The organism is Lysobacter sp. CA199 (assembly GCF_052078715.1).
Lineage (GTDB): Bacteria > Pseudomonadota > Gammaproteobacteria > Xanthomonadales > Xanthomonadaceae > Lysobacter.
This window is the reverse complement of sequence record NZ_JBQJIL010000002.1, coordinates 307875-333265: the sequence shown is the minus strand read 5'-3', so window position 1 is coordinate 333265 and position 25391 is coordinate 307875. Positions and strand designations below refer to the sequence as shown.

Annotated in this window: 22 protein-coding genes; 17 read left to right on the top strand and 5 right to left on the bottom strand. The window is 66.1% G+C overall.

Features of this window, described 5'->3' with window-relative positions; translation table 11 throughout:
* Positions 1–73 precede the first annotated feature (73 nt).
* Positions 74–619 (bottom strand): ECF-type sigma factor, encoded by a 546-nt coding sequence (locus ACTOWJ_RS04170; RefSeq protein WP_441333334.1) that lies wholly within the window; start codon positions 617–619, stop codon positions 74–76.
* Positions 620–937: 318 nt separating this feature from the next.
* Between ACTOWJ_RS04170 and ACTOWJ_RS04165 the strand changes: the two genes are divergently transcribed.
* Both ACTOWJ_RS04165 and mddA read left to right on the top strand, forming a co-directional pair.
* A complete protein-coding gene (locus tag ACTOWJ_RS04165) occupies positions 938–1309 on the top strand; it encodes a hypothetical protein (protein WP_441333333.1) in 372 nt (123 codons plus the stop codon).
* A gap of 188 nt (positions 1310–1497) precedes the next feature.
* On the top strand, positions 1498–2277 hold the full coding sequence (mddA, locus tag ACTOWJ_RS04160; RefSeq protein WP_441333332.1) for a methanethiol S-methyltransferase: 780 nt from the start codon (positions 1498–1500) through the stop codon (positions 2275–2277).
* 665 nt (positions 2278–2942) lie between these two features.
* Here mddA and ACTOWJ_RS04155 read toward each other — a convergent pair.
* Positions 2943–3695 carry a TSUP family transporter gene (locus tag ACTOWJ_RS04155; RefSeq protein ID WP_441333331.1) on the bottom strand — a complete coding sequence of 251 codons (753 nt, stop codon included), beginning with the start codon at positions 3693–3695 and terminating at the stop codon, positions 2943–2945.
* Between the two features lie 170 nt (positions 3696–3865).
* On the opposite strand from ACTOWJ_RS04155, the gene ACTOWJ_RS04150 reads away from it, so the two are divergent.
* The 6 genes from ACTOWJ_RS04150 to ACTOWJ_RS04125 are packed head-to-tail and all read left to right on the top strand — an operon-like array spanning position 3866 to position 8463.
* Positions 3866–4345 (top strand): hypothetical protein, encoded by a 480-nt coding sequence (locus tag ACTOWJ_RS04150; RefSeq protein WP_441333330.1) that lies wholly within the window; start codon positions 3866–3868, stop codon positions 4343–4345.
* Positions 4346–4381: 36 nt separating this feature from the next.
* Positions 4382–5887 carry an aKG-HExxH-type peptide beta-hydroxylase gene (locus ACTOWJ_RS04145; RefSeq protein ID WP_441333329.1) on the top strand — a complete coding sequence of 502 codons (1506 nt, stop codon included), beginning with the start codon at positions 4382–4384 and terminating at the stop codon, positions 5885–5887.
* Entirely contained in the window at positions 5884–7047 is a 1164-nt protein-coding gene (locus ACTOWJ_RS04140) for an aKG-HExxH-type peptide beta-hydroxylase (protein WP_441333328.1), read from the top strand. Before ACTOWJ_RS04145 ends, ACTOWJ_RS04140 begins: the two co-directional genes overlap by 4 nt.
* A complete protein-coding gene (locus tag ACTOWJ_RS04135) occupies positions 7032–7352 on the top strand; it encodes a hypothetical protein (RefSeq protein ID WP_441333327.1) in 321 nt (106 codons plus the stop codon). The genes ACTOWJ_RS04140 and ACTOWJ_RS04135 overlap by 16 nt, the downstream gene beginning before the upstream one ends.
* 57 nt (positions 7353–7409) lie before the next feature.
* Positions 7410–7562: a hypothetical protein gene (locus tag ACTOWJ_RS04130; protein WP_441333326.1), complete on the top strand. Its 153-nt coding sequence runs from the start codon at positions 7410–7412 to the stop codon at positions 7560–7562.
* 46 nt (positions 7563–7608) lie between these two features.
* Positions 7609–8463, top strand: coding sequence for a class I SAM-dependent methyltransferase (locus tag ACTOWJ_RS04125; RefSeq protein WP_441333325.1), 855 nt, complete (start codon positions 7609–7611; stop codon positions 8461–8463).
* A 16-nt stretch (positions 8464–8479) separates the two neighbouring features.
* Here ACTOWJ_RS04125 and ACTOWJ_RS04120 read toward each other — a convergent pair whose 3' ends face one another.
* The gene (locus ACTOWJ_RS04120; RefSeq protein ID WP_441333324.1) at positions 8480–9931 is read right to left on the bottom strand and encodes an NAD(P)/FAD-dependent oxidoreductase; all 1452 of its coding nucleotides are present in this window, start codon (positions 9929–9931) and stop codon (positions 8480–8482) included.
* A 674-nt stretch (positions 9932–10605) separates the two neighbouring features.
* Here ACTOWJ_RS04120 and ACTOWJ_RS04115 point away from each other — a divergent pair.
* The 9 genes from ACTOWJ_RS04115 (at position 10606) to ACTOWJ_RS04075 (ending at position 23584) form a co-directional block, all read left to right on the top strand.
* Positions 10606–10893: a glycine zipper 2TM domain-containing protein gene (locus ACTOWJ_RS04115; RefSeq protein WP_441333491.1), complete on the top strand. Its 288-nt coding sequence runs from the start codon at positions 10606–10608 to the stop codon at positions 10891–10893.
* 285 nt (positions 10894–11178) lie between these two features.
* Positions 11179–12270: an alanine racemase gene (gene alr, locus ACTOWJ_RS04110; RefSeq protein ID WP_441333323.1), complete on the top strand. Its 1092-nt coding sequence runs from the start codon at positions 11179–11181 to the stop codon at positions 12268–12270.
* 255 nt (positions 12271–12525) lie between these two features.
* Positions 12526–14205, top strand: a complete 1680-nt coding sequence (locus tag ACTOWJ_RS04105; RefSeq protein ID WP_441333322.1) for a S8 family serine peptidase — start codon at positions 12526–12528, stop codon at positions 14203–14205.
* A 205-nt stretch (positions 14206–14410) separates the two neighbouring features.
* Positions 14411–15835, top strand: coding sequence for a cryptochrome/photolyase family protein (locus ACTOWJ_RS04100; protein ID WP_441333321.1), 1425 nt, complete (start codon positions 14411–14413; stop codon positions 15833–15835).
* 150 nt (positions 15836–15985) lie between these two features.
* Positions 15986–17446, top strand: a complete 1461-nt coding sequence (locus tag ACTOWJ_RS04095; protein ID WP_441333320.1) for a WS/DGAT/MGAT family O-acyltransferase — start codon at positions 15986–15988, stop codon at positions 17444–17446.
* Between the two features lie 361 nt (positions 17447–17807).
* Entirely contained in the window at positions 17808–18545 is a 738-nt protein-coding gene (locus ACTOWJ_RS04090; protein WP_441333319.1) for an OmpA family protein, read from the top strand.
* 289 nt (positions 18546–18834) lie between these two features.
* A complete protein-coding gene (locus ACTOWJ_RS04085; protein ID WP_441333318.1) occupies positions 18835–19488 on the top strand; it encodes a response regulator in 654 nt (217 codons plus the stop codon).
* Between the two features lie 16 nt (positions 19489–19504).
* Positions 19505–20581: a transporter substrate-binding domain-containing protein gene (locus tag ACTOWJ_RS04080; protein WP_441333317.1), complete on the top strand. Its 1077-nt coding sequence runs from the start codon at positions 19505–19507 to the stop codon at positions 20579–20581.
* 30 nt (positions 20582–20611) lie between these two features.
* Complete coding sequence (locus ACTOWJ_RS04075; protein ID WP_441333316.1) at positions 20612–23584, top strand: ATP-binding protein; 2973 nt, start codon at positions 20612–20614, stop codon at positions 23582–23584.
* 51 nt (positions 23585–23635) lie between these two features.
* Here the strand turns inward: ACTOWJ_RS04075 and ACTOWJ_RS04070 are convergent, their stop codons facing one another.
* Positions 23636–24850, bottom strand: coding sequence for an NAD(P)/FAD-dependent oxidoreductase (locus ACTOWJ_RS04070; RefSeq protein WP_441333315.1), 1215 nt, complete (start codon positions 24848–24850; stop codon positions 23636–23638).
* A gap of 103 nt (positions 24851–24953) precedes the next feature.
* Complete coding sequence (locus tag ACTOWJ_RS04065) at positions 24954–25385, bottom strand: hypothetical protein (RefSeq protein ID WP_441333314.1); 432 nt, start codon at positions 25383–25385, stop codon at positions 24954–24956.
* Between the last annotated feature and the right edge of the window lie 6 nt (positions 25386–25391).

Here is a 25391-nt window from a genome sequence, read left to right as displayed (position 1 = left end):
GCTCAATCCAGTGAGGCCCCGGTTCATGAAGCCGCAAGAGATGCCACGATCCCGGTTCGGAGTCGGCGCGTGCCTATTGCGCCATCAGTTCGTACAAAGCCGCGCGCGCGCTCGCCCATTCACGTTTGAGCGTCCTCACCGATCGACCCAGCAACTGCTCCAGCTCCTCGTACTCCAGGCCGGCGAAGTAACGCAACTCGACCAGTTCCTTGCGCGCTGGATCGATACGGCCAAGCGAATCCAACGCGCTGTTCAGGGCCAGCAGTTCCTCGGACTTCAGTTCCTCGACCAGATCCTCCGGCAGTTCGACCCTGACGGCGCCGCCGCCATGTCGCAGGGCCAGGTTGCGCCGGGCATCGTCGACCAGAATCCAGCGCATCGCCTGCGCCGCAGCGGCAAAGAAGTGCTTGCGGCTTTCAAGCGGCATGGCATCGTCGCCGCTGCATAGTTTGAGATAAGTCTCGTGGACTAGGACCGTTGGCGTCAGCGTCGCCTCCTGCCCGCGCAGCTTGCTGTTTGCCAGCTTGCGCAACTCGGCGTAGAGCAGGGCGAACACGCGCGGCAGACTGTCGACGTCACCAGCCCGAGCCTGCGCCAATAAGTTTGTGACCTCGCTCACCTCCACTTCCGTTTATCGCAGATCTCCTTAAACGATACACGCAATAAGACGCCCGGTTAGGCCAGCTTGGGGAGCGTGGCACTTTTCGTCATCGGCTTGCGAATGTCTTGGTAGTCCCTGTCCTGCGGTTATCGGATGGCGGACTCAGCGTGGGCGAAGGATTGCGATCGCCGGGTTTTAAACATAACTATCGGGGTCATTAATAAGCTTCGGTTCGCGGACTTCGACGGCGATGGTGCCACCGATGTATTCAGCCTGGCGGGCAACCAATGGTCCGTCTCTTGGCGGGGAACGATGCCATGGCTGCGATTGAATCAAATGCTGTCGGACGACTTGAGCTCGTTGCGATTCGGCAACGTCGACGGGCTTGCTGGTGACGACATCGTGTTGGCGAGGCAGACCACTGGAGTTCCCAACCCCTCCGGTACCGTCATGATCAGTCTCGATTTCAGACTCTCGTCGGGTGGCCGCGCTCCAGGCTGGACAGCCATCGAATCCCCATATTGGTATCGGACCAAGAGCATGATGGTGGAGCTGTCGGTCGGCCCGTATTTTCGCGTGCCCATTCTCATGGGGCGGTTCGATACGAGACCTGGCTCCGACGTGTTCATGCTCGATGATGAGCGAAGAGCCAACATCTATTCCCAAGACCGTGGGAGGTTCGTCCCGTACAGCAGCTTCAGGTACTGACTTGCGGCCGTTACTTTCCCGGAGGCGATGGCGATGCATGACACCACCCGGATCGTACAGTCCCACCCAAATCGCTGGCACTTGTGGCCATCAAATCTCGTACTAATCAATAAGTACACCTTGCGCACCGTGAAGTTCAGGAATTGCGCTTCACGGTGCCCCAGTCATCTAACCGCAAGTCGATACCTATGAATACAACGAATCGGACTGACGATAGAACAACTGCAAGCGGCTTCTTACGGCTGCTGGCCCTGCTCTACGGGACGCTCTGCTACGGCTTGTTCTTGGTCGTTTTTCTGTATGCCATCGGTTTCGTTATGGGGAAATTTGTCCCCAAGAACATCGATAGCGGAACGACCGATGATTTCGTCACTGCATTGACGATAGATCTGGCTCTACTGGCCTTATTCGCCGTGCAGCACAGCGGCATGGCGCGCCAGGGTTTCAAGCGCTGGTGGACCCGTATCGTGCCGGCGCCGATTGAGCGCAGCACTTATGTACTGCTATCGAGTGCGGTTCTGGCCTTGCTGTTCTGGCAATGGCGGCCACTGGCGCCGTTGCTGTGGGACGTGCAGGACTACAGCGCGCGCTGCGTTGTGGATGCGCTGGCGGTGTTGGGGTGGCTGTTGGTGCTGAGCAGTACCTTCATCATCAGCCACTTCGACTTGTTCGGCTTGCGCCAGGTCTGGCTGCATGCGCGCAACCGCGCCTATCCGGACACACCCTTCGTGATCCGCGCCTTCTACCGCTTTGTCCGCCATCCGCTCTACTTGGGATTCGCGATTGCATTCTGGGCTGCGCCGACGATGAGCTTGGGACATTTGTTGTTTGCCGTTGGCACTACCAGCTACATCTTGATTGCGATTCGGTTGGAGGAGCGCGACTTGGTTGCGGCCTACGGCGATGACTATCGCGACTATCAGCGGCGCGTTCCCAAGTTGCTGCCGCTGCTGAAACGGCGAGCATAGCCATCTATATCGCGCTGACATGTCTTTGGTTGCCAGTGCGCGACAGAACATATTGATTTCGGCCCCGGGGCCGAAAGAGCCGTGCGCCGTCACATGCGCGCGAATGTTGTCGAGTCAAAAAAATGGAGAGGTTTCATGAAGCCGAAATTTCTATCGCTGGTGCCGTTTGCAGTACTTGCGCTCGGAATGGGCGTGTCGCAACCGAGTCAGGCTGCCGACTGTTCAGATTGCTATCACAACTACGCAATGTGCCTCGCGGACGGTGTGCTTACTCCTACGATGTGTCGAATCAAGTTCAACGGCTGTATTCGTACCTGCGTTCCCGATACGGGCGTATCCGTAAATTCAACGGTTCGTAGCAGGAACGTCGGTCGCGCGGATCTTCCGGGCTCCGCTGGCCCTTGAATCGTCCTGCAAGCCAAGCGCGACGACTGCTGACTGCGACGGACGGCATGCAGTACCTGTGCTTCGGGCGATACACCGCCTTCGCTGTCGGAGCGCTCTGCATGGTCCGAGGAACAACTCGGGCCATGCCGTGCAAACAGCCATGAACCGCATCGAGATGATCTTGATCGGCGTGTTGCTTCATGCTTCCGCAAGCACACCGGTATCGACGACCGCTGCGGCGGCATCGCCGGGGCCGCCGGGCATCGCTGGGGACGGTGTCAAATGCGTTCCAGCACGAACCGGGTCAGCGGATTGGTGGGATCGGCGAGCAACTTGGCGGTCAGCAGCAGCGACATGGTGAGCAGCAGCGGTCGGATTGCCTTGCCGCCGATCCGCAACGCGAGGTGGGCGCCGACTTGCCCTCCGGCGATGCTCGATACGGCCATCAGCAGCCCCACGACCCACAGCACCTTGCCGCCGATGATCAGGATCATCAGCGCGGCGAGATTGCTGGCGAGATTCAGAAATTTGGTGTGGGCCGTGGCGGATACCAGCCCCATGCCGAACAGGGCGACCAGAACGGTAGTCAGGAACGCGCCGGTGCCGGGCCCGAAAAATCCGTCGTAGAAACCGATCGCCGCGACGATGCCGATCAGCGACGCGGGGCCGAGCCAGCTGCGGCGATCCTCTTCGGACGCCTTGGGCGCGAGCATGAAGTAGATCACCATCGCGATCAGCATCAGCGGAATCAGCCCGCGCAGGAAACCCGGGTCGACGCTCTGCAGCGCCCACGCGCCCAGGGCCGAGCCGACGAAGGCGGCCAGGGCCGGCTTCAGGAAACGGCGGAAATCGATCCGCCCCTTGCGCGCGAACGCATACACCGCGCTGGCCGTCCCCAGGCTGCTCTGGAGCTTGTTGGTGGCGATGGCATTGACCGGAGGGATCCCCGCGGCCATCAGCGCCGGAATGGTCAGCAAGCCGCCGCCGCCCGCGAGCGCATCGATTACACCGGCCACGAATGCTATAGCCATGAGCAGCACGATGACATCGACACCGAATTCCATACGCTAACCGATCAGGGCCAGACGGAATTGTCGCACGACCGCGGCGGCGGCCGTCGAATAGGTTCGATCGGCGCCGATGGTGCAGGTGTGGCGGTGGTTCGATCCGCAAGGATGCGCAACGGCGGCGCGGAGCCCGCGTGCGCATCGCGCGGGCGCAACGCGGCACCGTCGAGCGCCCGCCGATCTGGATCGAGTTCGGCAAGAGCCGATACGCAATGGCCGTGTCGTGCGCTCGACGAATCGACGAGGCCGCGATCGTCGGCCGATTTTGTTTTTTTCTGTTCTTTTTCCCAGCTCGATCGCCGCCGTCGATGCACGAAGCGGCATCGCCATCGTCGCGGAATTCACCGGCCCTGCGCCGATGGATGTGCCGAAGCTGTCCACAAACTGTCGCTATCGCCGTGACGACAGTGTTTTTTTGCGACTTTCTTCGCGTTTTCGCGCCCATCCGTGCGCAGGGCCTGTTTAGATTCGTCATGCCACCCGCGCTTGCACAAGACCTTTCGGTTTGGAAACAGCAAGCACATTGCGGCGCGCATGTTCTTGCTATAACCGATACGAGTAGACGAGCGCTGTGCGGCGATGTCGCATCCGTGCCGTTTTGCGCTTCGAACTAAAACTTGAACACTGGATTCGCGAGGATAGGTCTTCCGATGATAGAGCTGATCAAGCAAGTCGACGCCGGTCTGCAAAGCCACGACGAGTTCGGGAATTCGCAACAGATCATCCGGCTCAACACCGAGCGCTATAAGTTCGCCCTGGCGGTGCTAGCGCGCGAGGATGCGCAACTGCAAGGATTATTGCCCGCGGTGGAGCGCCTGGACGAGCGCGTCGCCGACCGACTGTTCGGCGACGTGTTGATGCGGGCCGAACTGGAAGCGGCCATCGAGCGCATGGAGACGGCCGCCGAGACGGCCCGCGACGGCGGACGGCTCGCGTGGTGCCTTGAGCGCAACGTGGCCAGAGTTGCCGAGCCCACGAGTTTGTCCGCGGCGGCGATGGCGCGGGATTTCGTCGTGGGGCCGCAGATCGAGGGCCGGCGGATATGGGTCTGGGACCTGCCCGAGGCGAGCGAACCGGTCGCCGATGCGCTGCGCGAGGCCTTGCGCCTGGGGTTCATGCCCGGCGGTCACTGCGAGGCGAGCCTGATCCGGCCCACGCCGGAATTGGTGGCGCAACTCGACCGCGCCTGCGCCTTGTTGCAGGCGCTGGTGCCGCAGGTCGCGCACAGCGTGTTCCAGCATCTGCATTCGGTCGCGCTCGCCCACATGCGCAACGAGCGGGGGCCGATGCTGACCGCCTCCGGCGGCGATTCCACGCCTTGCATGATCTTCATCGCGCCCGAAGAACTGGCCAATCCTTGGGACACCGCCGTGCACATCATGCACGAGGCGGTGCACCTGAAGCTGTCGGACATGGTCCGCACCAGCGCGGCGGTGATTCACGAAGCCATGGTGACGCTGCCGTGGGGACGGGAGATCTCCATCTCGAACTGTCTGTTCGCGTTCCATGCCTATGTGCATCTGCAGGTGTTCCGCGCCGCGGTCGAGCAGCGTGGCGCGGAATTCCATGACGCATTCGGGGCGCCGCAGACGTACCTGTCGCGCACCCGGCCGCATGCGATGTCGGTGGTCAACACCGCGTCGACCGCGCCGTTCTCGCGCGGTCATGAGCGGATGATCTATCTGGGCGAGCAGTTCCGCACGGCCTGGGCCGGTTATCTCACGCCGTCCGCGCGCAGGATGGTCGAGTGGCTGTGTCAGGCGATCGAGCCCTTGATCGATATGAGCCTGGCCGCGCCGCGCGCGCCGGAGACGGCGCACAGCGAGTCTCAGGCGCGGACCGAGCCCGCCGCATCGGTGCGGTACGCGAAGAATCCCAAGCTGCAACTGCGCCCGGTCCAGGATCGCGGCATCTTGTTCGCGGCCGATACCTCGCTGCCGCAGATCCGCAAACTCAATACGCCCGCGTGGTTGATGTTCGAGCTGTGCGACGGCCGCAGCGAGCGCGATCTGGCCCAGGCCTATGCGCAGATCGCCGGGATCGGCGCGGACAGCGCATGGCGACAGATCGAACCGATGTTGGGGAACCTGGTCGCCAGCGGCCTGGTCCTGCCGATTCGCGAGACCGCGACTTCGCAAGAAGGCAGGGCGGCATGAGCGCTCACACCCAGGTCGTCGACACCGCCGACCGCCTGTTGTCCGCGCACCCAAGTTTTGGCGACTCGCCGCGGATTCTCGCGAAGGTCTATGCACGCTATCGGTTCGGCATGGAACTGTTCGCCGAACGGCTGCCCGCGCTCGCGCCGATCGCCGGACGCATCCAGACGATGTCCGATGCGCAGGTGCGCCGCATTTTCTTCGACCCGCTGGTCCGCCTGGCGGCCGAAGACGCATTCACCGCGCTGGAAGCCGGCGATCTGAGATCGCCGCACCGGCTCGAACATCTGTTGCCAAAGGCGATCGCGGCGCAGCCGCTGGGCTTGTGCGAATCGCATATGGCGGCGCATTGGGAGCTGCGTTCGGACGAGCCGCATTGGATGTGGTCCATCGTCGGCAGCGACGATCGGTATGCGGGCGAGCTGCAGGCCTCGTTCGATCGCATATTCGCCGACAACCCGGCCAATCGCGGCACGCTGCTGAACCCCGATGCGGCCTCGCGCGACAAGGTCCAGGCCGCGATGAGGCTGCTGTCGATGCTGTTGCCCAATTCCGGCACGGCCGCGTTGAGGCATGTGGGCTGCATCGCGCTGCTGGACGCGCAACTGGAAGGCGGTATCGTGCTGTCCGCCGCCGGCGGCGATCTGACTCCGTCGACGGTGTTCATCTCGCTCGAACAACTGGGCAATCCCTGGGACATCGCCGGATGTCTGTTGCACGAGGGTCTGCACATGAAGCTGTTCGACGCGGCGCGTTCGGTGTCGCTGGCCAAGGCGCCGGACCAGACCATCCAGGTGCCTTGGCGCAACGTGCGCTGGTCGATCGTGCGGGCGATCTTCGCTTACCACGTCTATGTGCACCTGTCGCTGTTCAAGGCCGCGGCCTTGGGGGCGCAGCCGCGTTGTTTCGAACTGTTCGGCGATCCGGCGGCCTACGTCATCCGTCCCCATGCCATGTCGGTGGTCAACAACGACACCGCGGCGCAGTTCGGACGCTCCATCGACCGCGCGCGTTACCTCGGGCAAATGCTGGAAACGCAATGGTCGCCGCTGCTGTCGCCGGGCGGAGCGGAATTCGTGCACTGGCTCAGGACCTCGCTCGATCCGGTCGATGAAGCAGTGTTCACCGATGCAGGAGAAGCCTTATGCGCGACGAACTGACGGTACGCAAGGCCAGCGGCCTGCGCGCCAGACCGGTGCCGCAGGCCGATTGCCTGATGGTGTTTTCGCCGCTGTCGGGAAAGATCCATTGGCTGGGTTTGAACACCTGGCTGCTGTTCGAGCTGTGCGATGGCCGCACGATCCACGAGGTGGAGCGGGGCTACGCCGAACTTGCCGGCGAAAAACTGGGCGACGGCGATGCCCATCGTCAGGTGCGGCGAGGCTTGGACTCCTTGCTGAGCAGTCGGCTCATCGAAACGGTTCCTGCCCAAAGCGGGCAGGCGATAACGGAGCAGGGGCGTTAGACCCACACGGATGTGGCAGCACTATCCAGCAGTACTTCCAACACAGAGGAGTAGTTCATGAACAATGAATCGAATTGCCTGGAGACTCTCAAGAGCCTGCTGAGCAATAAGAAGACTCTGGAAGAATCGGAAGTGACCACCGGCTCGGCCGAAGAGCGGCGTTGGTGGCCTCCGTACAGCGTCGCGCCCACACAGGCGACGAGTTCCTAAGCAGCGGGGATCTGCCGCGCTCGGATGCGAGTGCGGCAGGTTTCTTGTGCTGTCCGCCGCCGGTTTGAGCCAGCCGCCGACCATGGGCGAGATATGGCGCCCGATACGCGACGCGAATCGGGCGGTCGTGGTGGTGCGCTGCGCGGCCGAATCGATCGAGTACGCCTGGCTCGACAGCCAGGCCGGCGAGGTCGGCGTCTGCCCGGCCGCCCAGTGGGATGCGCAGTTCGAGATCGTCCTGGAGCAGTCCGATCATGCCCATGCCACGCCGGTGCGCCGGCGCTATCTGATCGACGATCACGCGCCGTGGTTCCGCGGCCGTTCGGTGCTAGAACTCGGCGCGCATACCGGAGGCTTGACCCAATCGATCCTCGACCACGCCGGCGCGGTGACCGTGGTCGAAAACAATCCGCGTTGCACCCGGCATCTGCGCGACAGGTTCGCCGATCGCGTAGAGATCGTTGAAGGCGACATGCACCACGCGTTGTGGGACTTCGCGCCGTGCAGGTTCGAGCTGGTGGTCTGCGCGGGTGTGTTGTACCACTCCGCCCATCCGTTCCTGCTGCTCGAGGCGATGGCCTATCTCAAGCCGCGACGGATCCTGATCGACACCTTGAATCATGGCGTGACCGGGCTGCGCGCGGTCGTGCCGCACATGATCAACAGCTGCAATTACCGGTACAACCAGCGGCCCGATTGCGGGTTATCGGTGGTCGTGGGCGATGGGTTGATCGAACAGGCCCTGGGCCGGCTCGGCTACGCCAAAACCATCGGCATCGACAAGCAATCGGCCCGGATCGATCGCGAACACGACAGCACCTACTTCCAGGAATGGAAGAACAGCTACTCGGCGTGGTTCCACGCGGCCGACACGGAACCGGCCGCAGCCCTGACGGGCTGACCACGCCGCCGATCGCTCAGGCCCAGGCCTGGCGAACCTGCGCGTAGTAGTCGCGAAAGAACGGAACCATCCGGGCGCGATCGCTGGCGACGATGGCCAGCAACTCCGGCGGCAACACGAACTCGTCGTCGCCCAGTTCGTCGTACAGGCCATTGAGCATCTGTTCGTAGAACTTCGGAAAGGCACGGTGCCAACCGACTCTGGGCAAGCGGATGCCGTGCTCGGAGCCCATCGCCAGATAGTGCTTGAGCGCTTCGGCGCGCGCCTGCGCCTGGGTGTAGAGAGCGATCGGCTTGCGCTCGGGCGAGAAGGCTTCCTCGAACAGTCCGGGCCCGCCGCATACGCGATCGGCCATGTGTTGGCCGAGCAGGGGCGACAGGAACAGGCCGTCGCGATAGGTACCGGTCAGCAGCCACAGTCCTTCGACCGAGGTCGGGCCGATCAGCGGACAGGTGTCGATCGCGACCGGCCGGTTGCCCGCCTGCCAAGCCACCAGTTGCGCCGCGCACAAGTCCTGATCGAGCTGATCGAGTGCGCATTCGAGCAGGAAGAACATATCCGCGGGCGAGGTGCGCAGCATCGGCTGAGCGAACAAGGTATTGGTGGCGCCCACGTACAACTGGTTGCCGCCGCGCGGCACCGCGTGCAGCCCGCAGGCGAAGGCGCGGTTGGGCGTGCGCAGGACGTGCGGCGGCGCGGGCGCAATCGTCTCCAGCACCAGCGAGGTGCCGCCGCCTGAGAACAGGCGCGGAATGCGCCGCGCCAACTCCGGCGCCGTATCCAGAATCGTCTGCGTCCACACGCCGGCGGCCAGCACGACTTGCGGCGCCGCCACGACGCGGCCGTCGGCGAGCCGCACGCCCTTGATCCGGCCGCCGTGGATCTCCAGCGCCGTTACCGTGGCATCGAGGAAGCTCAAGCTCGAAGACCGTTCGATCAGCGCGGTCAGCGCCCGCAGCAACTGGGCGGCGTCGATCGAGCCTTCGCCCGGCAACCGCAAGGCGCGCGAAGGGCGGCAGTCCTCGGCCGGATTCAAGCCGGGCACGCGATTGGGATCGAGTTCTTCGAAGGCCGCGCCGTGTTCGCGCAGGGCCTGTTGGATGGCGGCGTAGTTCTCGTCTTCGATCGTGCCGGACTTGGCATTGCTGAACACCACCGTGCCCAGGTTCATCGACACGCGCTCGGCCTGCGGCAGTTCGGCGTTGATGCCTTCCATCCAGGCCGGCCAATGGCCCGCGGCGGCGATGCCCTTGGCCAGTTTGGCCCGGCCCGACGGCGTGCGCAGCAGTTGCGCGGTGACCTCGCCGTAGCAACCCATCATGGCGCCGGCGGCGGCCGAAGCCGCGCCGGTGCGCGCCGCCGGACCGACCACCAGCACACGCAGTCGCGGGTCGCGCAGTTGCAGCGCTCGCGCGGTGGCCATGCCCAGCACACCGTTGCCCACCACCACGACGTCATAGCTCGCCATGATCTCTCCTTCGACTGATCGCTATCGCGCTTGCGCGAGCGCCTTCATCGCAGGCGACGACAGGGTATGCGCGGGGATACGACATCGGTTAACTAACATAGCGCGTGCGTCGGTTCTACAAGACGGCTGTAGGCTTGCGATCCACTGCGCACAACGCGACGGCGCTTCGGACATTTCGTCTTTCGCGCGATTCGCGAAAGCTGTGCGCGGACGCGCGAAGATCGGGCGCAGGGGGTCGGCCGTCGTTCGATGCTGCTTGCGTGCACGATCCACGCGCAACCGATGGCAACCGAATCGGCAAAGCGGGGCGCTCGCTCATCGTCGCGATGTCCCGTTTGCCGGCAGCGAATTTGATCGCCGGGTGCTGCGGCAACCGGGAATCGGCCCGTCGCGGCCGCGCCGGCCGCCGTGCGGCGATGCATCCGGGCTGTCGCGCGGGCGGATTGTTGACCTCGCGCACGCTCTGACGCTTTCGCGGCTGCAACCGGTTTCTCGAATGCGCCCGTTCAGCCAATGCCGGCTAGCCTGCGGACGCGATCCACGCATTCCTCACAGGCTTGACGCCTTGATGACGAGCCGCGGCGCATCGTAGCCCTTGCCCCCCAACTCCATCGGTGAGTTATATGAACTCCAATATCAAATCCATGATCGCCGTCGCGGTGATGTCCTGCGTCATGGTGACCGGCGCGGCGAGCGCGCAGAGCAAGTCGTCCAAGTCCAAGACGCCGCATTGCTACAACGTCGAAGTGCAGCGTCCCAAGCAGGTCAAGGACCAGCACAAGATCGCCGGCACGGCGATCGGCGCGGTGGCCGGCGGTCTGCTCGGCAACCAGGTCGGCGGCGGCAAGGGCAAGAAGCTGGCGACGGCGGCCGGCGCGGTCGGTGGTGCGTTCGCCGGGCGCAAGATCCAGGAACATCAGCAGAACAAGACCGAGACGGTGATCGAGCGCCGCTGCGACTAAGCGGACGCGGGCCCCAGGGTCGCGGCAATAACAGCCGCATCAACCGCGCGTGGGCGACCACGCGCGGTTTTTGTTTGAGGCGCCAGCGTCGGGACTGTGTCGCCGTGGCGCTCCGGCGGGTTCTCGTGGGAGGGGCTGAAGGCCCTCCCACAAAAGATTTCCTTGCCACAGCGCCTGTGCGACTGCGCGGTCGAAGCCCCGCGCCGGCTTTGCCCATCCGGCGTGTTGCGGCGACTTCACACTCGCCTCATAGGCCGGATGGCGCGCTTGGCTAGAATGTGCGCCATGGCACGACCGACCTGCGCAAACATTCATACCGACGCTCTGCGTCATAACCTCGCCCAGGCCCGGGCGCTCGCTCCGCACAGCCGGGTGATGGCGGTGGTCAAGGCCGACGGCTACGGCCACGGGCTCGAACGCGTCGCGCGCGCGCTCGAAGGCGCGGACGCTTTCGGCGTGGCCGCGCTGTCGGACGCCGATCGCCTGCGCTCGGCCGGGCTGTCGCAGCCGATCGTGTTGTTGTCGGGCTTCGATGAGGCCGACGATCTGCCGCAACTGCGCCGGCTCGGCGTGGAGACGGTGGTCCATCACATCAGCCAGATCGAAATGCTGGAGCAGGCCGCGCCGGGCGATCCGATCCGTTGCTGGCTCAAGGTCGACAGCGGCATGCACCGGCTCGGTTTCGCGCCCGAGCAAGTGCGCCAGGCGTATGCGCGCCTGAGCGAAGCGGCCAGCGTCGCCGACGGCATCGTGCTGATGAATCACTTCGCCAGCTCCGACGAGTTCGACGGCAACTCGCCCGGCAGCCGCCAGACCCGCGAGCAGTTGGCCGCCTTCGCCGCCGCGACCGAGGGTCTGCGCGGCGTGCGTTCGCTGTCCAATTCCGCCGCCGTGCTCGGCTGGCCCGATGCCCACGCCGACTGGATTCGTCCGGGAGGCCTGCTGTACGGCATCAGCGCGGTCGAAGGCCGCACCGGCGCCGACTTCGGCCTGCGCCCGGCGATGACGCTGTCCACGCGCCTGATCGCGGTCAACCGCGTGCGCAAGGGCGAACGCATCGGCTACGCCGCGACCTGGGAAGCGCCGCAGGACATGCTGATCGGCGTAGCCGCGATCGGCTACGGCGACGGCTACCCGCGCGCCGCGCCGTCGGGCACGCCGGTGCGCGTGGCCGGACACGACACGCAGGTGATCGGCCGGGTGTCGATGGACCTGATGACCATCGACCTGCGCGGCCTCCCCGCGGCCAAGGTCGGCGACCCGGTCGAGTTGTGGGGACCGGAGCTGCCGGTCGAACGCATCGCCGAGATCAGCGGCACGATCGGTTACGAGCTGACCTGCTCGATCACCCGCCGGGTGCGTTTCGTCGAAAGCTGAGCCACGCGTCCCAGGCTCGCGGCGGCCCGCCCGCGACCGCTCCCTCGGGCCGTCCGTGCGGGCGGCCACGCCGTCCGGAGCGAGAACGCGACCGTTCATTGCGCTCGATGCGCATGGGTACTCGTCCGAAAACCGCCCGCCCGGGGTAGGGGGGGGGCCGCGCGCGGCCGTTTGCTTAAAGGTCGGCCGCCCCTGCGCGGCCGATGGCCGCTCCTGTCGGAGCCCGGTCTGGTCGTTCCAATCTGGGGGATGTGAATGAAGCAGAGCAAGTTGATGCACGCGTTGGGCTTGGGGCTGGCGACGATGATCGCTTCGGCCGCGGTATCGGCGCAGACCGTGCCGGCCGCCAATCCGAACCGGGTCTGGGTCAAGTTCAAGTCCGCTGCCGCCCCGGCCATCGAGGGTGCGAGCGCTCGCAGCGCCGCGGTGTCCGGCGCAAGCCTGGGACAACGGGTCAAGACCCTGCGCGGCCGCCTCGCCAAGCTGCGCAACGGCGGCGAGCCTGTCGTGCATTATCAATTCGACCGCCTCAACGCTGCGGTGATGACGCTGCCCTCGGCCGAAGCGGTGCGCGCCCTGCGCGACAATCCCGAAGTGGAATCGGTCGAGATCGACCAGCCGCGTTACCTGATGGCGCAGAGCGTGCCCTACGGCATCGACAGCGTACAGGCGCGCGATGCGTGGGATGCCGATCGCAACGGCGTACTCGATACCGGCGCCGCCACCGGCGCGGGCATCAAGGTCTGCGTGATCGACTCGGGCATCAACAAGCGCCACGAAGAATTCGCCGGCATCGCCATCACTGGCGCGGTCAGCGGCACCGGTACGGCGGCCGCCTGGGACGTCGACACCTGCGGCCACGGCACCCATGTCGCCGGCACCATCGCCGCGGCCAACAACGGCAGCGGCGTGGTCGGCGTGAGCCCGGGCAAGGTCTCGCTGCACATCGTCAAGATCTTCGGCACCAGCCCGGGTACCAACAACGGCAGCGCTCAGTGCTCGATGAGCTTCACCTCCAATCTGGTCGCCGCGGCCGAAAGCTGCGAAGCGGCCGGCGCCAAGGTCATCAACATGAGCCTGGGCGGCGGCGCCAGTTCCGAATCCGAACGCGCGACCTTCCAGCGTCTGGCCGACAACGGCATTCTCAGCATCGCCGCGGCCGGCAACGACGGCAACACTGTCCAGAGCTATCCGGCCGGTTATCCCAGCGTGGTGTCGGTGGCGGCGGTGGACGCCAACAACGTCAAGGCCGCCTTCTCGCAGTTCACCCCCAAGGTCGAACTGGCGGCGCCGGGCGTGGATACGCTCAGCACCTTGCCCGATCAGAGCGACCCGCTGCTGGTCGGCAATTCCAGCTTCGCCACCGTCTCGGCCGACGGCGGCAAGCGCAGCACCGCCAGCGCGGGTTGGGTCAACGGCGGCTTGTGCCAGACCTCGTCGAGCACCTGGCGCAACAAGATCGTGTTGTGCCAGCGCGGCACCATCAGCTTCTATGAAAAGGCCAACAAGGCGCAGACCGCCCGCGCCTTGGGCGTGGCGATCTACAACAACGTCGGCACCGCGTTCACAGGCATCGCGCTGGTGAATCCGACCACCAACAAAGTGGTCAACAGCACCTTGCCGGTGGTGGGCATCAGCAAGGCCGACGGCGAGGCCATCATCGCCGGTCTGGCCGGGCAGACCATGACCGTGGACGGCACGCCTTCGGCGAGCAACAGCGCCTATGGCCTCAAGAGCGGCACCTCGATGGCCACCCCGCACGTCGCCGGCGCTGCCGCCGTGGTGTGGAGCGCCAAGCCGACCGCGACCGCGCAGCAGGTCCGCGATGCGCTCGATTCGACCGCGCTCGACATCGACGCGGTCGGACGCGACGACAACACCGGCTGGGGCCTGATCCAGATCCCGGCGGCGATCGCCGAGCTGCAGTCGCAGTAAATCGCAAGCGGCCGGTTGCGTGACCGGCCTTGCGAGGGTCTCCCGTCCCTTTCCGTTCGCGGGCAGGGGCGGGAGCCACCGCCGGCGCGGGACGACCCGCCCCGGGCCCCGCGATCGCCGAAGCCGGTACGCCGTCGCGTTCGCCCCATCCACGCACCGCCGGCGAGACGGCATACTTCGGTCCTTCTTCGCTTCGGCCGTCGCGATGCCCGCAACCAACGCACTGGCCTTGGTCTGGTTCCGCAACGACCTGCGCCTGGCCGACAACCCGGCCCTGCGCGCCGCGCTCGACGCCGGCTACACCCCGGTCCCGATCTACATCCATGCACCCGACGAACACGGCGGCTGGCGCCCCGGCGCGGCTTCGGACGCTTGGCGGCACCGCTCGCTGGCCGCGCTCGACGCCGATCTGCGCAAACGCGGTTCGCGCTTGCGGCGCTTTTTCGGCCCCAGTCTGCAGACCCTGCAGTCGCTGGTGCTGGCCACCGACGCCCAGGCGGTGTTCTGGAACCGCCGCTACGAGCCGCAGATCGAGAAGCGCGACACCCGCATCAAGCAGACCCTGCGGCGCATGGGCCTGGAGGTGGAGAGCTTCAACAGCGCGCTGATGTTCGAGCCCTGGACCCTGCGCACCAAGCAGGGCGGGCCGTTCAAAGTGTTCACCCCGTTCTGGCGATCGGCGTTGACCCAGTGGCCGTCGCCGACGCCGTGGCAGCCGCCGGCCTCGCTGCCGGCCCGCCACGAAGGGCCCGACGGCGTGCCGTTGGAAGCGCTCAAGCTGACGCCGTCGCTGGACTGGTCGGACGGCCTCTGGGCGCACTGGACGCCCGGCGAGGCCGGGGCGCACGCCGCGCTTGAAACCTTCATCGAAGGTGCGCTCAACGGCTACGCCGAACAACGCGACCGGCCCGACCGCGCCGGGACTTCGCGACTGTCGCCGCATCTGCACTTCGGCGAGATCGCGCCGTGGCGGGTGGCCGCCTTGTTGCGCGAACAAGGCGATCAACCGCGCGATTTCGAATCGGCCGTCCGCGAACTGGGCTGGCGCGAGTTCGCCCACCACCTGCTGCACCACTTTCCCGACACGCCGGAACAGAACTTCAACCCGCGTTTCGTCGATTTCGATTGGGCCAGGGTGTCGCAGCCCAAGCTCGAGGCGTGGCAGCACGGCCGCACCGGCGTGCCGATCGTCGACGCGGGCATGCGCGAGCTGTGGCACACCGGCTGGATGCACAACCGCGTGCGCATGGTGGTGGCCAGCTATCTCACCAAGCATCTGCGTTACCACTGGCGCCATGGCGCACGCTGGTTCTGGGACACCCTGGTCGATGCCGATCTGGCCAACAACACCCTGGGCTGGCAGTGGGTCGCGGGAACCGGCGCCGACGCAGCGCCGTATTTCCGCGTGTTCAATCCGGTGACCCAGGCCGAGAAGTTCGACCCCGCCGGCGATTACATCGCGCGTTGGGTGCCCGAGTTGGCGGGCTTGCCGGCACCGCTGCGGCACGCGCCCTGGCGCGATCCCCGGTTGTTGCGCAAGCACGCGCCCGACTATCCGCCGCAGCCGCTGGTGGATCTGGGAGCGGGACGCGATGCGGCGTTGCTGGCTTATCGAAGGTTGCGGGAGTAGGGCGCCCGCAACGGGGCACGCAAGCAACCGCAGAGCCGAGCGCGACGAATCATCCATCCATTCCCCGTTCCCACTTCCCCATTCCCCTCTCTTCGCGTTGACCGGCCCGCGGCCGCGTGATTCACTCGACCCACACGCTTGGGAGGGCGCATGGCCAAGGCAGAACCGGGTGCAACACAGCGCAAGCGCGCGCGCCGCGAACCGATGTCGCGGGTCGATACGGCCTGGTTGCGGATGGAGCGTCCGACCAATCCGATGATGATCACCGGCGTGCTGATGTTCGCCGAATCGATGTCGGTCGACGCGCTCAAGCGGGTCATCAAACAACGCTTCCTGGCCTACGGCCGGTTCCGCCAGAAGGCGGTCGACACCGCGGCGGGCGCGTACTGGCAGACCGACGAAGATCTGGATCTGGACTGGCACGTCCAGCACACCGCGTTGCCGGGCCGCGGCGGCAAGCGCGCCCTGGAGCGCCTGGTGAGTCAGCTCGCATCGAGCCCGCTCGATGCGAGCCGGCCGCTGTGGCAATTCCATTTGGTCGAACGCTACAACGGCGGCTCGGCGCTGATCGCGCGCATCCACCACAGCTATGCCGACGGCATCGCCCTGGTCCAGGTGCTGTTGTCGCTGACCGACACCACCGCGCAGCCGGCCAAGGGCAGCGATCTGCCGCATGCCTGGCTCAAGCAGGACGGCGTCGAGGTGGCGCGCCGGGTCGGCGCGGTCGATCGCTACATGAAGCTCGGCAGCCGCGCGATCGAGAAGGGCATGGAGATGTACCGCGATCCGACCCTGGCCGCGATGCTGGCCAAGGAGGGCGGAGAGATCGCGCGCGAACTGCTGCATGCGCTGTCACTGTCGGACGATCCGCCTTCGATGTTGCGCGGCAAACTCGGCGTGTCCAAACGCGTGGCCTGGGCCGAACCGCTGGACCTGGAAGAGGTCAAGGCGGTCGGACGCGCCTGCGACTGTACCGTCAACGACGTGCTGATGGCGACCGCGGCCGGCGCGCTGCGCAGCTACATGATCGAGCGCGGCGACCAGGTCGACGGCCTGACCCTGCGCGCGACCGTGCCGGTCAACCTGCGTCCGCTGGAGCATGCGCGCAAGCTCGGCAACCACTTCGGCCTGGTGTTTCTGGACCTGCCGGTCGGCGAGTCCAACCCGATCCGCCGGGTCGAACGCGTCGCCGAATGCATGAATAATCTTAAAAATTCACGGCAAGCCATTGTTGCATTTGGGCTTTTGGCCGCACTCGGCATGGCGCCCGCGCAGGTGCAAGGACTGGCGCTGGAGTTGTTCAGCCGCAAGGCCACTGCGGTGGCGACCAACGTACCCGGCCCGCAGCAACCGCTGTACCTGGCCGGTTGCCGTCTGGACGAGATGATGTTCTGGGTGCCGCAAACCGGCTCGATCGGCGTGGGCATTTCGATCCTCAGCTACAACGGCCGGGTTCATTTCGGCCTGATCGCCGACGGCAAGCTCATCCCCGATCCGGACGAAGTCATCAGCCGCTTCGGCGGCGAGTTCGACAAACTGCTGTATCTGGCGCTGATGGGCAGTTGGGATGTGACGCTGGATGCCGAAGGGGCGGATGCGTTGATGGCTTGAAAGCTGGGATTGGGGATTCGGACTCGCGATTCGGATACTGGATTGGATTGGATTGGATTCGGGATTCGGGATTCGGGATTCGGGATTCGGGATTCGGGATTCGGGATTCGCATAGAGTGTACTTTCCTACCGTCATTCCCGCGAAGGCGGGAATCCAGGGCCTTTCATGCGAGAACGACTGAAGTCACTGGATTCCCGCCTTCGCGGGAATGACGATAGGAAAATACGCGGGTTGCGAGTCCAAGTTCCGATTCCGATTCCCGGCTTTCCCTCGCCTGAACAGGCGCCGATCCTCATCACTCGCCGCCAACGGCGGCGTGATTAGCTTGTGTGCGCTCCGCCACACAGACGAGGACTCCCCATGAAGACCCAACTCAAACTCGCCCTCGCGGCCGCGGCCATGACCGCGCTGCTCGCCGGTTGCGCCACCGGCGGAGGCGGTTATTACGGTGGCCAGCAACAGCCTTATCCCAACAATCAGTATCCGCAGGGCCAGAACCCGCCGCCGCCGCAGCAAGGCGGCATGAGCCGCACCCAGAAGGGCGCCCTGATCGGCGCGCTGGCCGGCGTGGCGGCCGGTCTGCTGAGCGGCGACGACGCCACCGAACGCCGCCAGCGCGCCTTGATCGGCGCCGGCGTGGGCGGCCTGGCCGGCGGCGCGATCGGCAACTACCAGGACCGCCAGGAACGCGCCTTGCGCGAACGCATGGCCGGCACCGGCGTGGACGTGGTCCGCCAGGGCGACAACATCACCCTCAACATGCCCAGCAACATCACCTTCGCCTTCAACAGCGCCAACCTGGAACCGCAGTTCTATTCGGTGCTCGACAACGTCGCCAGCACGCTGACCGAGTACAACCAGACTATCGTTGAGGTCGCAGGCCACACCGACAGCATCGGTACCGACGCGGTCAATCAGCGTCTGTCCGAACAGCGCGCGGCCAGCGTCGGCAATTACCTGATGACCAAGGGCCTGATGCGCGATCGTTTCATCCTCACCGGCGCCGGCAAAACCCGGCCGATCGCCAGCAACGACACCGACGCCGGGCGCGCGCAGAATCGCCGCGTCGAAATCACTTTGGTGCCGGTGCGTTCCTGACGTTTGCGCTCCGGGCACATCGCTCGAAGCTGGGAACAGGCAGATCAGCGATGGGGCCGCATGCGGCCCCATGGTCATGCCGCATAGTCGTTACCGAATTCGCGCAGTACGCAACTTGATGCCGCGTGCGCAGTCATTGTCGACGGTGGCTGGAGTCGCGAGGAGACGGCACCTTGGTTGTGCGCGGCCGCGACGGTTGAGACCTTAGTAGTGGATGTGCGGCGTCCGCATTGTGATAGTAATGCCCACTAAGGAACCAATGGCGGCTGAGGATTCTGGTATCGATGGCATGAGCCTACGCATCGCTCTCTCCGATGATCATCCGGTGGTGCGCGCCGGCGTGCGCGCTTTGCTCGAATCGGCCTGCGGGCCCAGCGAAGCTTGGCAAGTGGTCGCAGAAGCGGCCAACGGCGACGAGTTGTTGAGCCTGCTGGCGGTCACGCCGGTGGACCTGCTGATCACCGACTTTTCCATGCCCGGCAGCCGTGGCGGCGACGGGCTGACCCTGCTCGGCCAGATCCGGCGGCGGCACCCGCAATTGCCGGTGATCGTGCTGACCATGATCGGCAACGTGCCGGTGTTGCGCGCCATCGTCGACGCCGGGGTCAACGGGCTGCTGGATAAAGCCGCCGCGGCCACCGAACTGCCGCAAGCGGTACGCACGGTCGCCCATGGCCGCACGTATTACGGCGAAGCCCTGCGCGGACTGCTGGATCTGGACGGCCGCCAGGCAGGCGAACGCGGCCAACTCGCGCTGTCGCCTCGCGAAACCGATGTACTGCGTTTGTTCGCCGCCGGCCACAGCGTCTCGCAGATCGCCGCGCAACTGCATCGCAGCAAGCAGACCATCAGCCGGCAGAAGACCGATGCGATGCTCAAGCTCGGCCTCAAGAACGATCTGGAAATCTACGGCTACGCGCGTTCCCAAGGTCTGCTGTCCTGAGCGAGGGGTGAAACGCATGGGCGCCATCGCTCCGGCCGTCGTCGTCTCGTGGCGTTGGGCTTGCGCGCATGCGCGCGAACGACTGATGGGCCTGCGCTGTATCGCCATGGCGACCGCGTTGGCGCTGATGGCGGGCGCGGCAGCGGCCTCGCCGACGCCGCAGGAATCCGATGCCGCGGTGTCCACCGACGCCGAACCGGCGCAGGAAGCCGCGGCGCAAACGCCGTCCCCGGTCGGCGTCGAGGCGGTATCGGCTCCGCCTGAGCCCACCGGTCCGGCTACCGACCCGGCCGCCGCCGTCGCGAGCGGCGTGCCGGCCGCGTCGCCGCGCAGTCGCGACGCTGCGCCCGCGTTGCCCAAGCGGGTGCGCATGGCGGTGCCGGACTGGCAGACCTTGCCGTTCACCGACTACAACGGCGGACAGGCCCGCGGTTTCAGCGTCGAACTGGTCGAACGGATCTTGAAGCGGCGCGGCATCCAACTGCAGTTCGTGCGCACTTCATCGACGGTGGAAACCCTCAAGCTGTTGTGCGAGGGCCGGGTCGATTTGGCCGCGAACTTGCTGCTGACGCCTCAACGCACGCGCTGCTTGGTCTACAGCGATCCGATCCTGCAAATGTCGATGTACGCGGTCAAGCGCAAGGACGATGCGCGCCTGCTCAGCGAGCACAACCTCAAGCGCATGCGTCTGGCGGTGCCGCGCGGAATGATCGAACACATCCGCGACCGCAAGCGTTACCCGCAGGTCGAGCTGATTCCCGTCGACGACAACGTGCAGGCGCTGCGCATGCTCGAACAGGGCCAGGCCGACGTGTTCTTCGAAGCGCCGTACGTGATCGACTGGTACCTGCGCCATGGCGACTATCCGCATCTGGAGATGCTGTCGACCGCGCAACTGCCGCCGACCATGCAGCAGCGCGACATGTTCATGCTCTACGCCGCGCCGCATGCGCAACTGGCGCTGCTGAACTTCATCGATGAGCAGATCAAGCGCGATCCGGCCGTGCTGGCGGAACTGCGCGAACGCTGGCTCGGCACCGACCTGCTCAATCCCCGGCCCGGCAACGAACTGACCGTGGCGCAGCGCGAATGACTGAGCACGCTGCCCAAGTTGCGCATGGCCATGAGCGACAACGCCGCGCCGATGTCCTCGCGCGACGAGGACGGCAGCGCGGTCGGCGTCCTGCCCGATTACGCGCACCTCATCGAAGACCGACTCGGCCTGCAGTTCCAGCCGGTGATCGGCAACGGCTTCAAGGCCATGGCCAGCGCGCTGACCACCGGCGCGGCCGATCTTGCGGTGTTGCCGGTCGGCAGTCTGCCCGGCGCGCACTGGGTTTACAGCCAGCCGGTCGAGCGCATACCGGTGGTGATCGTGACCCGTCACGACGATCGCACCGTGATCGGGCTGGAGGGCCTGGCCGGCAAGCGGGTGTCGGTCACCCATCTGCATCTGACCGGCCGCGCGGCGCTCAAGGTCGCGCCGGACGTCAATCTGGTCGCGGTGAACAGCAACGCCGAGGGTCTAAAGCTGCTGATCGCCGGCAAGGTCGACGCGCATGTGGGCAATCTGGCGATGATCGACCGGGTCATCAACGCGCAGTACAAATCCAACGCCTTGCAGATCGCGCCCGCGGGCTTGGACGAGGAGCTCGCTTTCGTCGCCGACCGGCGCCTGGCCCCGCTGATGGCGACGATCGATCAGCAATTGGCGACCGTGTCGGAAGCCGAACGCCAGCGCATCCACAACCACTGGATCAGCGCCAAATACAACTACGGCGTGGCCTGGAGCAAGGTGATCGCGATCATGGCGGTGGCGCTGCTGGTGATCGGCGCGATCGCCGCCGGTTACCTGCGCCTGCGCCAGGAATCGCGCCGTCGCGAAGCGGCCGACAGCAAGTTGCGCGAAGTCGCCGGCAACCTGCCCGGGGTGGTGTTCAAGGCCCAGCGCGGCGCCGACGGCCAAGTCCGGTTTCCGTATCTGACCGGGCGGCCGGAGTTGCTGTTCGGTATCGGTGCCGAACGCATCGTCGGCGATGCGATGGCGCTGTTCTCGCGCATCCATCGCGACGATCGCGCCGGCGTGGTCGAAGCCATCTCGAAGGCCGCGCGTTCGGAGAGCGAGATCAATGCCGACTTCCGCGTGTCCAGCGACGACGGCGGCGAGCGCTGGGTCAGAGTCAACGCGCTGCCGCGTCAGCCGCAAGCCGGCGAGAATCAGGACGACGCCGGCTATACCGGCTACTTCGTCGATGTGACCCACGCCCACGCCCAGGCCGCGGCGCTGGAAACGGCCAAGGAGCAGGCCGAGACGGCGACCCGGGCCAAGTCGAGCTTCCTGGCCAGCATGAGTCACGAGATCCGCACGCCGATGGGCGGCATGGTCGGCATGCTGGAACTGCTCGGCCAGTCGCCGTTGGACGACGATCAATACGTGCTGCTCGGCCATGTGCGGGATTCCGCGCGGGCGTTGCAGAATATCCTCGACGACATTCTCGACGTGTCCAAGATCGAAGCCGGCCATCTGCGCATCGAGCACGCGCGGTTGCAACCGCGCGTGCTCGCCGACGCGGTGGCCATGCACGCGGCGACGATCTGCCGCAAGAAAGCGCTGCGCCTGGACGTGCGCGTGGATGCGGCGGTGGATCGCTTCTACTTGGGCGACGCGATGCGGTTGCGGCAAGTGCTATTGAACCTGCTCGGCAACGCGGTCAAATTCACAGAAAGCGGCGGCGTGTGGCTCGATCTCAGGCTCGAACCCGGGCCGGCCGGCACAGACCCGGCCGGCACAGACGAGGAGACGGCATGGTTGAGCATCGAAGCCGGCGACACCGGTATCGGGATGTCGCCCGAGCAGGTCGCGCGGGTGTTCGAGCCGTTCCATCAGGCCGACGACACCACCTCGCACCGGTTCGGCGGAACCGGCTTGGGGCTGTCGATCTGCCGCAGCCTGGTCGAATTGATGGGCGGCACGATCCGCATCGACAGCGCCGTGGGCGAGGGGACCCGGGTGGTGGCGACCATGCCACTGGGCCGCACCGATGCGCCGAGCGTGGAAATCGCGGGACTGCGCGTGGCGATCGATTTCAGCGACGAGCGCCGCGCCGATGCGTTGCGCCAGTTGCTGCTGGCGATGGGCCATTCGGTCGGACGCTCGGAAGCGGCCGATCTGCGCTTCGCCGACGGCGATGTCGCCGATACGGTGCGGGTGGTGCGCATGCCCGGCACAGCCGAAGCCGCCGACTACGTCATCGACGCCAATCCGCTGTTGCATCTGCATGTGCTGCGCGCCTGCGCCTGGGCGCGCGATCCGACCGGCGAGAGTCGGGCGGGCGGCCGCCGCGATCCGCTGCGGCCGCCGCCGGTGTCGAGCGACGCGCGGATCCTGGTGGTGGAAGACAATACGGTCAATCGCGAACTGATCCATCGGCAATTGCGGCAACTCGGTTATGCCTGCGATCTGTGTAACGACGGCCGCTCGGCGCTGGTGGCGCTCGAACACGGCCGCTACGATCTGTTGCTGACCGACTGCCAGATGCCGTTGATGGACGGCTATACCCTGGCTCGCGAGATTCGCGCGGACAAACGCAAGTTCGGCCAGACGCGGCTTCCGATCGTCGCGATCACCGCCAGCGCGCTGCCGGAGCAGGTCGATCTGTGTCTGGCCGCCGGGATGGACGCTTATCTGATCAAGCCGGTGCAGTTGTCCGAGCTCGACGAGACGCTCAAGCACTGGCTGCCCGGGCGGGTAACCGCGATCGAGGATGCGACCGAAGCGCCGGCGATCGACGAGCCCGGCGCAATTCCGCAGGCCTTGCGCGCGGTGTTGCCGTTATTGCTCAGCGAACTGCCGAACGATCGCGAGCGCCTGGCTCAGACGCTCGCCTCCGGCAGTGGCGCCGCGGTCGCCGCCGCGGTGCATCGCGCGGTCGGCAGCGTGGCTTTGTACGACGCCGCCATCGCCCAGTCCGGCCAGCAGTTGGAAGCGCGGCTGCTGAGCCAGCCGCTGAGCGAACTGCAGGCGCAGGTCGCGGCGTTCGACGCGCAGTTGCAGGCCTTGCAAGAACGCCTGCAGCGGGCCTTGCAAGCGCGTTGATTCGCCGGCGGCTCGGTTCCGGGTTTGCGCCGCGCGGGGTCCGGGCGGGCGCTAGCGGCGCAAGCGTTTGAACGAGAACAAACGCGTCAGCGGATGCTTGCGCCGCTCGATCCGCGCGCGCAGCAATCCGGCGCCGATCATGCTGTAGGTGATGCCGTTGCCGCCGTAGGCCATAGCGAATTGCACGCGTGGCCCGTACTGCGGATGCGGCCCGAACCAGGGCAGGCCGTCGGCGGTTTCGGCGAAAGTGCCGGCCCAGGCGAAGGCCGGCTGCAAGCGCAGGCGCGCGATGCGACGGGCAACTTGTTCGGTCAGCTTGCGCGCGCGCGATTCGACCCGACGGTCGCGGCGGGCCGGGATATCGATCGCATCGTCGCAGCCGCCGACCACCAGGCGGCCGTCGCCGGTACTGCGCAGATACAGATACGGACGCGCCGACTCCCAGACCATGGTTTCGCGCAGCGCCTGCAATTCCTCCGCCGGCAATGGATCGGTCACGAACGCATAGCTGCTGCGATTGCGCGCCAGGCGCCGGTCGATCCAGCGCTGTCCGGCGTAGCCCGCGGCGATCACCGCATGGTCGGCGCGCACGCGCACGCCTTCGCTGCTGCGCAGTTCGACCGAGCGCGTGGTGGTGGTCATCGACTCGATCCGGCTGCGATCGAACACCTGCGCGCCGCGCCGGCGCAAGCGCGCCAGCAGGCGCGAGGTCATGCGGTACGGGTCGACCGAGGCCGCGCATTCGCTGAGGATCGCGCCGGGCGCGCGCAGGCCGTATTCGTCGGCCAGTGTCGCCGCATCCAGCCAGCGCAGACGCAGGCCGTGACGGGCGCGCAGCGCGGCTTCCTCGCGCAGCACCGGCACGTGAGCCGGCTTGCTGGCGTAGTACAGACTGGATTGATCGCGAAAATCCACGTCGCGCAAATCGCGCGCGACCGCGCGCAGATCGCCGATCGCCTCGGCGCAGGCGCAGTACGCCATCGCCGCGGGACGTTCGCCGTACTGCCGGCTCAGGTCCAGCAGATGGGTATCGATTTCGTATTGCAGCAGGGCGGTGCTGGCGGCGGTGCTGCCCCAGCCGATGTCGCGTTGTTCGATCACCGCCACATCCAGACCGTGCGCGGCCAGTTCGTCGGCGATCAGCGCGCCGCTGATGCCGCCGCCGACGACCGCGACCTCGCAGCGCAGATCGCGCTCCAGTCGCGGGAACGCATGCATCAGGCCGTTGCGGATCGCCCAATAGGGATAGCCGCTTTTCAGATCCACGCGGGACGGGGCAAAGTGCGCATGCGCCTAGCAGAACCGGCGCGGCGTCGTCGTGGAGTGATTGCGCGGCCGGCCGCGAGGCACGGACGCGGCCGCGCTCGGATCAGTGGCGGACTTCGCTGACGTCCTGAACCACGTTGAGCCCGGGCAACGGATCGATCGCCAGTTCTTTTTCCAGTTCCTGCTGGAACTGCTCGAAGCTCAGCCCGCGCTCGGCGACTTCGGTCTGCGCCGCGCTGCGCAGGGCACTGGAACAGCCCAGGCTGACCTCGCGGCCCTCGCGGCGGTGCAGGGTGGCGGCGCGTTCGAGCAGCGCCAGCACCCGCGCCGCGCTTTCCGAACCGCCGACGATGCGCCCGCCCAGGCCCAGGGTCCACTCGCCCTCGCGACGCACGATTCCGCCCAGCAGGCGGCCGTGCGCGTCGCGCAGCTCGGCATGGGGCTCGATCCGGGTGCCTCCCGGCAGCGGCGCGTTGCGGGCCTTGGCCAGCTTGCGTTTCTTGGCGTCGCGGCGGGCCTTGGAATTGATCGACATGGTGCT